This window comes from Frankia sp. CeCAU1 (genome assembly GCF_977971845.1).
On the sequence record NZ_CDWWXA010000161.1, the window covers coordinates 1 to 8,918 of the forward strand.

At 69.8% G+C, this 8,918-nt stretch carries 7 protein-coding genes; 4 read left to right on the forward strand and 3 right to left on the reverse strand.

The window, feature by feature from the left end:
• The coding region (locus tag AC08OO_RS20445) for a winged helix-turn-helix transcriptional regulator (protein WP_476611266.1) at positions 1-355 on the reverse strand (355 nt) is incomplete at its 3' end.
• Positions 356-680: 325 nt separating this feature from the next.
• On the opposite strand from AC08OO_RS20445, the gene AC08OO_RS20450 reads away from it, so the two are divergent.
• The 3 genes from AC08OO_RS20450 (at position 681) to AC08OO_RS20460 (ending at position 3,038) form a co-directional block, all read left to right on the forward strand.
• Complete coding sequence (locus tag AC08OO_RS20450; RefSeq protein ID WP_476611267.1) at positions 681-1,436, forward strand: N,N-dimethylformamidase beta subunit family domain-containing protein; 756 nt, start codon at positions 681-683, stop codon at positions 1,434-1,436.
• Positions 1,334-2,257: a N,N-dimethylformamidase beta subunit family domain-containing protein gene (locus AC08OO_RS20455; protein ID WP_476611271.1), complete on the forward strand. Its 924-nt coding sequence runs from the start codon at positions 1,334-1,336 to the stop codon at positions 2,255-2,257. The genes AC08OO_RS20450 and AC08OO_RS20455 overlap by 103 nt, the downstream gene beginning before the upstream one ends.
• A gap of 190 nt (positions 2,258-2,447) precedes the next feature.
• Positions 2,448-3,038: a hypothetical protein gene (locus tag AC08OO_RS20460; protein ID WP_476618927.1), complete on the forward strand. Its 591-nt coding sequence runs from the start codon at positions 2,448-2,450 to the stop codon at positions 3,036-3,038.
• A gap of 793 nt (positions 3,039-3,831) precedes the next feature.
• Here AC08OO_RS20460 and AC08OO_RS20465 read toward each other — a convergent pair.
• A complete protein-coding gene (locus AC08OO_RS20465; protein ID WP_476611269.1) occupies positions 3,832-6,051 on the reverse strand; it encodes an NADP-dependent isocitrate dehydrogenase in 2,220 nt (739 codons plus the stop codon).
• A gap of 464 nt (positions 6,052-6,515) precedes the next feature.
• Positions 6,516-6,932 carry a hypothetical protein gene (locus AC08OO_RS20470; protein ID WP_035733326.1) on the reverse strand — a complete coding sequence of 139 codons (417 nt, stop codon included), beginning with the start codon at positions 6,930-6,932 and terminating at the stop codon, positions 6,516-6,518.
• A 336-nt stretch (positions 6,933-7,268) separates the two neighbouring features.
• On the opposite strand from AC08OO_RS20470, the gene AC08OO_RS20475 reads away from it, so the two are divergent.
• Entirely contained in the window at positions 7,269-8,114 is an 846-nt protein-coding gene (locus AC08OO_RS20475) for an isocitrate lyase/PEP mutase family protein (RefSeq protein ID WP_476611270.1), read from the forward strand.
• The last annotated feature ends 804 nt before the right edge of the window (positions 8,115-8,918 follow it).

The following is an 8,918-nucleotide window of genomic DNA, read 5'->3' on the forward strand; positions in this document are numbered from 1 at the left end:
AGGGGGTCCTGGGACACGGCGGCTCCCCGCGCGCGACGAGATGCTCCTGCGCCCACACCTCCAGCTCGTGCAGCGCCGTGCGCAGCCCCTCGCCCCGCGGGGTGAGCCGATAACGCGTCGCCACCGGCGGCCCCTTGAGAACCTCACGCTCCACGAGGCCGGCCTGGACGAGTTCGGTGAGGCGGCCCGACAGCATCCGCTCGCTCACCCCCGGCACCAGCTTCGCTATCTCGGAGAACCTCGCCGGGCCGGCCATCAGCGTACTGATGATCAGACCGCTCCACCGCTTCCCCAGCAGCGCGAAGACCGGGGTCAGCGCCTGACAGCTCACGCCGTCCTCCGGCCTCGCAACCATCCGGTCATAGTAGGTGCCCGACGCATCACGGGTGCCTCGACGCAGCGCAGGTCACGGCGCAGGACAGGGTCACGGCGCAGGACAGGGTCACGGCGCAGGACAGGGTCACGGCGCAGGACAGGGTCACGGCGCAGGACAGGGTCACAGCGCGCCGGGTAGGGACGGGGGCGGCTTGCGATCGCAGATTGCGTCGGGACTGCGGGTTGCGTGGTGGTCGCGGCAGGACAGGCGCCCGACCGGCGGCCGCATCGTCCCCTCCGGCGTCGTCCCCTCCGGCGTCGTCCGGTCGGGCGTCGTCCGGTCGGGCGCCGCGCGATCCCATCCCGTGTCACCCCGTGTCGCGTTGACGGCCGTCGCGCTGGTCGGCCTGATCGGGCTGGTCGGCACCGGTTGTGACGGCTCATCGCCCGCGGCGGGTAACCGGCCGTCGGCCGGTACCGACGCGTCGGGCGGGTCCGGGAGACCCACGGAGCCGGACACGCCCGCCGGGTTCGACGTCAAGGCCGAAAACGCCCGGCCCGGCGCCGACTGCGGGCTGGCCCGGCTCGGCGAGGGCCACGCGGTCGAGGGCTGGCTGGACCGGGTCGGCGTCGACCCCGGTCAGCCCGTACGGTTGTTCGCCTCCACCACGGCGAGCCGGCTCGCCGTCTCGGTGTTCCGGATCGGCTGGTACGGCGGCCACACCTGCCGGCTCATCACCCGGCGGGAGGAGCTGCCCGGCCGGGTCCAGCCGTCGGCGGCGATGAACGCGACGACGAACACCGTGTCGGCCGCGTCGTGGGCCCCGACCATGACCTTCGACACGGCGACGTGGCCGCCGGGCGACTACCTGTTCCGCCTCGACAGCAGCAACGGATTCCAGTCGTACGTGCCGTTGACGGTGCGCAGCCCGTCCGCGCAGGGCAGGATCGTGATCCTCAACTCGGTCACCACCTGGCAGGCGTACAACGCCTGGGAGGCTACAGCCTTTACCACGGGCTGCGGGGTTTCGCCGACCGCGCCCGCGTCGTCTCGTTCGACCGGCCCTACGGCTACGGCGACGGTGCCGCGGACTTCACCGGGAACGAGGCGCCCCTGGTGACGCTGGCAGAGCGGCTCGGCCTGCCGCTCGCCTATGCCACCGACATCGACCTGCATGCCGAGCCGCGGCTGTTCGACGGTGCCCGCGCGGTGATCTCGCTGGGGCACGACGAGTACTACTCGCCGCGGATGCGGGCGACGCTGACCGCCGCCCGGGACGCCGGGGCGAACATCGCCTTCCTCGGCGCCAACGCCGTGTACCGCCGGATCCGGCTCGCGCCCACGCCCCATGGGCCCGACCGGCTGGAAACGGGCTACAAGGTCGCCAACGAGGACCCCCTGTACGGGCGGGACAACAGTCAGATCACCGCGAACTGGCCATCGCCGCCGAACGCCGACCCGGAGAGCTCGCTCACCGGCGGCATGTACCAGTGCAACCCGGTGCACGCCGACCTGGTGGTGACCAACCCCGGTCACTGGCTGCTGGCCGGCACGGGGCTGGCGGCGGGCAGCCGGATCCCGGGCATGATCGGATCCGAATATGATCGCGTCGATCTCAACCGGCCGACGCCACAGATGATCGAAGTGCTGGCCCACTCGCCGGTGGCCTGCCACGGTCAGGCCGACTACTCCGACGTCAGCTACTACACGGCGCCGTCCGGGGCCGGTGTCTTCGACGCCGGCACCAGCGCGTGGGTGTGCGCCCTGCTCGATGTCTGCGGGCCGGGCGCCCATGGGGAGCCGGTGCAGCGGTTCGTCACCCAGGTCACCACCACCCTGCTGCAGGCCTTCGCCGCGGGGCCGGCCGGGCGGGTCCACCCCGCGGCCCGGTCCGTCCCGGCCGAGGCCCGCAGCACACCTGTCACCGGCAGCGAACGCTGACCCGAAACCCCGTTGTGGCGCCGTCCGCCCGTCTGCCTGCCTGCCTGCCCACCGGCCCGTCTGCCCCATCCGCTCCGATCCAGGGCCTACTCGTCTAGAGTCACCCATCGCACGCGTAACGCCGTAGATCGTTCGCCGGACATCCGCGATGCCGGCGAACGCTGTCGAAAGTAGGTAGTGGATGTCTTCGATGATCGCCAGACCGGCGGGCCGCGCATCACGATGGGGAATCGTCCTGCTGGTGGCGCTGCTCCCGGCCGTGCTGCTCGGGGCGTGCAGCTCCTCGAACCGCGGCTCCAAGACCGTGCAGGGCGCCACGGCATCCAGCTCGACGGGCACCGACGACGACTCCGAGTACAGCGGTGCCTGCCCGACGGCCGGCAACAGCAGGGCCTTCGCCAAGACACGGTTCGCGGTGCACGCGGGCCTCGCACTCGGGGCCTTCCACCGGTACATCTACAAGCCGGCGAAGAACGGCGGCTTCCGATCCGGAGCCCCGAAACGGAAACGTACCTACGCCAAGGCCGCGGTCGCCGGCGTGTTCACCGTCCACGAACTCAAGGTCGCCAAGAAGTTCGCCCTGGCCAACCCGTCACTGTGCAACGCGGTGCAGTCAATCAGCGACAAGTTCAACACCCTCACCGGGAAGTTGAAGAACGGCACCGCGACGGATGCCGACATCAACTCCGAGGAGAACCTCTTCACCGCTTTCCAGCAGACCGCCGGACAGGCCGGTTTCGGCTTCACGGAGAAGAACGTCACGGTGCCCGGCGCCGGCTGAGTTCCGCTCCGCCTCGCCGCTCCGCGCCGCCGCCTCGCTGTTCCGCCCGGCGGGCCCTGGTGGCGACCCGCGGACGATCGGCCCGGTCCCGCCAATCCACCAATCATGCAGCGGAGTTAGATAAGCGTGACAGGATGCGATGGGGCGAGGGAACCATCGGACGTCGGGGCGCGACGGGGGAGTCATGGCCGGTGGACCGGAGTGCCGTTCGGCGACGGACCCTCCCGGCAGTGCCGCGCATCACCGGAGTGGCCGAAGTAGCTGGCCGGGCTGGCGGGGCCGGGCTGGCGGGGCCGGCCGGGCCGCGGCGGCCGCCCGCATCGCCCGGGGGCGGGGACGCGTCACATCAGGGCCCGGCCGGCCCGGGTCACGAGATGTCCAGGACCTCCAGCAGCGCCGGCAGCACCGCATCGGCGGCCCGCCTGCTCCGCCGGTGACAGGCCCGACAACCGGGATCTGATCAACTCCAGCGCGTCGTCATCACCGACCAGCCCGGAACCCTGTTCAATGTCACTGACTGGCCCGGAAAATCGCTCAGCTACCCGGCTGACGCTAGGCGCCGCCCATGAACCTCAACAGACATGCTGATGACGGAATAACAATCCATATGCCGGTTCATCGTTGGAGCGAAGTTCCGCCGCGGCAGATGGAGGCCATTGCGCTACACGGAGTCACGGCATGGCAGCAGTCGACGACGGGAGGGCCCCGGCCTCCGGGGTCCGGGGCCCTCCCCTCTCATCGCGTTATCGCGTGGGATCCCCCTCGTTGGCGTGGGACCCTCGCTCGGGTCTCGTCAGCCGAGGCTGGCGATGGCCTCGTTGAAGATCTTCGACGGACGCATGACGGCCGCGGCCTTGACGGGGTCGGGCTGGTAGTACCCCCCGATGTCGGCCGGCGAGCCCTGGACCGCGATCAGTTCGTCGACGATCGCCTTCTCCTGGTCGGCGAGCGTCTTGGCGAGACCGGCGAACGCCTCCGCGAGACGGGGGTCGCCGGTCTGCGCGGCCAGCTCCTGCGCCCAGTAGAGCGCCAGGTAGAAATGGCTGCCGCGGTTGTCGAGGCCACCCAGCCGGCGGCTGGGCGACTTGTCCTCGTTGAGGAAGGTGGCGGTCGCGCGGTCGAGGGTGTCGGCGAGCACCTGGGCACGCGCGTTGCCCGTCGTCCGCGCGAACTGCTCGAAGCTGGCCGCGAGCGCCAGGAACTCGCCCAGGCTGTCCCAGCGCAGGTAGTTCTCCCTGAGCAGCTGCTGGACGTGCTTGGGCGCGGAGCCGCCGGCGCCGGTCTCGAACAGGCCGCCACCGTTCATGAGCGGGACAATCGAGAGCATCTTGGCACTCGTGCCGAGCTCCAGGATCGGGAACAGGTCGGTCAGATAGTCACGCAGCACGTTGCCGGTGACTGAGATCGTGTTCTCGCCGCGGCGGATCCGCTCCAGTGAGAAAGCGATCGCGTCGACCGGAGCCTTGATCTCGATCCGCAGCCCGGAGGTGTCGTGCCCGGGCAGATACGCCCGGACCTTCTCGATCAGCCTCGCGTCGTGGGCGCGGTTCTCGTCGAGCCAGAACACCGCCGGGTCACCGGTGGCGCGGGCGCGCGCGACGGCGAGCTTCACCCAGTCCCGGACCGGCGCGTCCTTGGTCTGGCAGGCGCGGAAGATGTCGCCGGCGGCGACCGCCTGCTCCAGCACCACGGTGCCGGTCTGGTCGACGATCCGCACCGTGCCCGTGGTGGGGATCTCGAAGGTCTTGTCGTGGCTGCCGTACTCCTCGGCCTTCTGCGCCATCAGGCCGACGTTGGCCACCGAGCCCATCGTCGCGGGGTCGTAGGCGCCGTGCGCCCGGCAGTCGTCGATGGCGACCTGGTAGATGCCGGCGTAGCTCGAGTCGGGCAGGACCGCCAGGGTGTCCGCCTCCCGGCCGTCCGGGCCCCACATGTGGCCGGAGGTACGGATCATGGCCGGCATGGAGGCGTCGACGATGACGTCGCTGGGCACGTGCAGGTTGGTGATGCCGCGGTCGGAGTCGACCATTGCCAGGGCGGGGCCCTCGGCGAGCTCCGCGGCGAAGGAGGCCTTGATCTGCGCGCCCTCGGGCAGCGATTCCAGGCCCTTGAGGATACCGTCGAGCCCGTCGTTCGGGGACAGGCCGGCCGCGGCGAGCGTCGCGCCGTGGGTGGCGAACGTCTTCGGGAAGAAGGCCCGTACCACGTGGCCGAAGATGATCGGGTCGGAGACCTTCATCATCGTGGCCTTCAGGTGCACCGAGAACAGCACGCCCTCGGCCTTGGCCCGGGCGATCTGCGCGGTGAGGAACTCGCGCAGCGCGGCCACCCGCAGGACGGCCGCGTCCACTACCTCGCCCGCCAGCACCGGCAGGGACGGGAGCAGGACGGTGGTGCTGCCGTCGTCACCCGCAAGCTCGATGCGCAGCGTGCCGGCCGCGGCGATGATCGTGGACTTCTCGGTGGAGCGGAAGTCGTCGGCGCCCATCGTGGCGACGTTCGTCTTCGAGTCGGGTGTCCACGCGCCCATCCGGTGCGGGTGGGCCCGAGCGTAGTTCTTCACCGAGGCCGGGGCGCGGCGGTCGGAGTTGCCCTCGCGCAGCACCGGGTTGACGGCGCTGCCCTTCACCTTGTCGTAACGGGCGCGGATCTCCCCCTCCTCGTCGGTCTTCGGGTCGTCCGGGTAGTCCGGCAGCGCATAGCCCTGCTGCTGCAGCTCGACGATCGCCGCCTTCAGCTGCGGAATCGAAGCCGAGATGTTCGGCAGCTTGATGATGTTCGCCTCGGGCGTCCTGGCCAGCTCACCGAGCTCGGCGAGCGCGTCCTCGATGCGCTGGGCCTCCTCGAGATCCTCGGGGAAACTGGCGATGATCCGCCCCGCCAGGGAGATGTCGCGGCTGTCGACACTGACCCCGGCCGTCGCGGCGTACGCCTGGACCACGGGCAGGAACGAGTATGTCGCCAGGGCCGGAGCCTCGTCAGTGTATGTATAGATGATGGTCGAGTCAGTCACCGATACTCCGCTTCGCGTCTGTTTCATCTGGGTATCAAGGTATGCCCTGAACGCCCGCTCCACCGGGGTCCTCGCCGGGCCGGGGCTGTCGGCAGCGGCACCCCACCGACCAGCATGATCGCCATATCGGGTCTCCTCGCGCGCGGGGCTCGGTGACGCTCTGGACAACCCGGGCACGCGGTCGCCGGCCGGTTCCGGACAGCCCGGCTCGCCGTCCACGGGGCCAACCTAGGAGCCAACTTCGGGGCCAACCCCTCCAAACGCAACGCGACCATCTCCTCCGGACTCGCCGCGGTGGGGGCCGATGTAGCTTATTTCTTCGGCGATCGCGGCAGCCACCTCCGGATCAGTCGCCGGCCACCGGGTGCGGGTGGGACGGCGCGGGCAGGTGTCGAGAAGGTGTCGCGCAGGTGTCAGGTCCGGGCAGGTGTCAGGTCCGGGCAGGTGTCGGATCCGGGCAGATGTCAGCTGCTGCCACCCGCGGTGGCGGACACGACGCGGAGCAGGACGGTCAGGCGGTCCCAGGCGACGAGGGTGGCATCGTCACGCTCCTGGGTGGGCGGTGCCGCGGCGAGAAGCTGCACGGTTTTCACCGCCGCATACAGGTACAGCGGTCGGGGCCGCCAGGCGATCAGCTGCGGGTACGTCTCGTCCAGCGCCCGGTGGACGAGGTACCGGGCCGGGGCGTCAGGTCGATGCTGCCCGGAATCCAGCTGGTGGAGGATGGCGGCGGCAGCATCGACCTCGTCCGCGTCCGGTATCCAGGCGTAGGTCCGCAGGGCGGTCTCCGCTTCGTTGAGCGCCTCGCCCGCGGCTGCTATCGGGTCTCCGTCGCCGTGGGGCACGGGCGGCGGGGCCCAGTCATCGTCGTCGTCGGTCATAGAACCACCGTCCCTCACCGCGGGCGTCCCGGGCTGGCGACTGACGTCCTCCCCGCCCTGAAAGGTGGGCATCCCGACTCCTACGCATCCACCAAAGGGGGCGTGGTGGTGAGGTTCGCGGTTCGTCGGCACAGCCGATGCCATGCCTCCCCGCGCGTTCACCGCACGTCCTGCGGCAATATTCTGGGCGGCGCGTTGATGTCGGCGTTGCGCCGAAACCCGCAGGCGACACCTGCGAAGATGACGACACCCGCGACGCATCACCGGCCGTCGACCAGCGCGTAGGACTCATCTATCCACGCCGGTGCCCCAACCGCCCCCAGGAAAGTTGATGTGATGGACGACAACACGACCGCGCAACATCGCAAAGCGGTGATATTCCGTGAGCTACACGAGCAGGCCAGTCCGTTTGTCATGGCAAATGCCTGGGACGCCGGAACCGCGCGCCTGCTGACGCAGGCCGGCTTTGTCGCCGTCGGAACCACAAGTGCCGGGCTGGCCTTCAGCCACGGTGTGGCCGACGGCGCGAACCTGATCGACCGCACGCTGACTTTTGCCAACGTCCGTGCGATCGCCGCCGCAACCCCGCTACCGGTCTCCGCCGACCTCGAGAGCTGCTTCGCGCAGACACCCAGGGACGTCGAGAAGACCGTTCTGCTGGCCGCCGAGGCTGGAGCCGTCGGGGGGTCCATCGAGGACGCCACCGGCATACCGCAGGCACCGATCCTGGCCCTGGATGACGCCGTCGCACGAGTCGGCCACGCGGTCGCCGCCGCGCGAAGCCTGCCCTTACCCTTCGTCATCACGGCACGCGCCGAAAACTTTCTCTACGGCCACCCCGATCTCGAAGATACGATACGCCGCCTTCAGGCGTACGCGGCGGCCGGCGCCGATGTGCTTTACGCCCCGGGCCTGCTGGACCCGGACTCCATCCGCGAGGTCTGTAAGCGGGTCCAGGGCCCGGTGAACGTCCTGGTGGGCCCGCCCCCGTTCCCGTCGGTGACCGAACTGGGCCTGCTCGGTGTCCGCCGCATCAGTTTCGGCTCCCTCCTGCCGCGTATCGCTCTCGCGGCCGTGCTGCGCGCGGCCCGGGAGATCCACGAAGAAGGTACGTTCTCATGCGCCGCCGAGGCGACACCCTATGCGCAGGCCAATCAGATGATGTCCTCGGAGGTGCGGTAGCGCGGGCGGAGGCTGCCGCTCTTCACGGCCGTACGGGTCCGGCGACAAGACCGCCGGACCGTGCCGGCAGCACCACCGTCAGCGGTCCCCGGCCCATCGGCGGTCCGCTTCGTCCCATTCCTCGTTGCGCCTGTCCAACCCCTGCCGCCAGTTCTCGGCGTCCGAGGCACTGCCGTAGGGACCCAGGCGCCGATGACCGGGCGCATCCGGCGGGTTCTCCGCGCGTCCGTGGTCGAGACACCACCACCACCCGGACGGGTTCCAGACCGAACTGTCCACGGACCCGGACCCGGACCCGGAACGGGCCCGGCGGCGCGCCGCCATCCCTCGTAGCCATGTCCACACAGCCATCTCCTACCCGGGTCACGCCCGCCCGATCCCCACGCGGCGATATCGTTCCGGCCGAGCCGGACTCACCCGACACGTCGACCGGCTCACCATTGACGCGAGCGCGCCGGTACGGCGCACTCAACGTGACTGCGCGGCGCACGCGACTTCCCTCATGTTTTGCGACCAGAACCGTGGCTGAGGTAGGGGTCAGACTTCTACCCTCAGTGCCCTCTCTGTCATCCTATGTGGCGGATAGCCCGTCGGCGGAGGTGATGGCTGCGGGGGAAATTAGGCGCAAGAGTCGCTGTCGAAAACCCGCAACAATGTGGCCCCGAAGCCACGAACAGGCGGGCAACCTCGACCCGACCGGACAGGCGAGCGGCCACTTTTTGTCAGTCAAGTCTTGATGGAAATAACAATTTCCCCAATAGTGGATCATGGCCGTTATCGTTACAGCCGAAGGGAAGGCCGTGG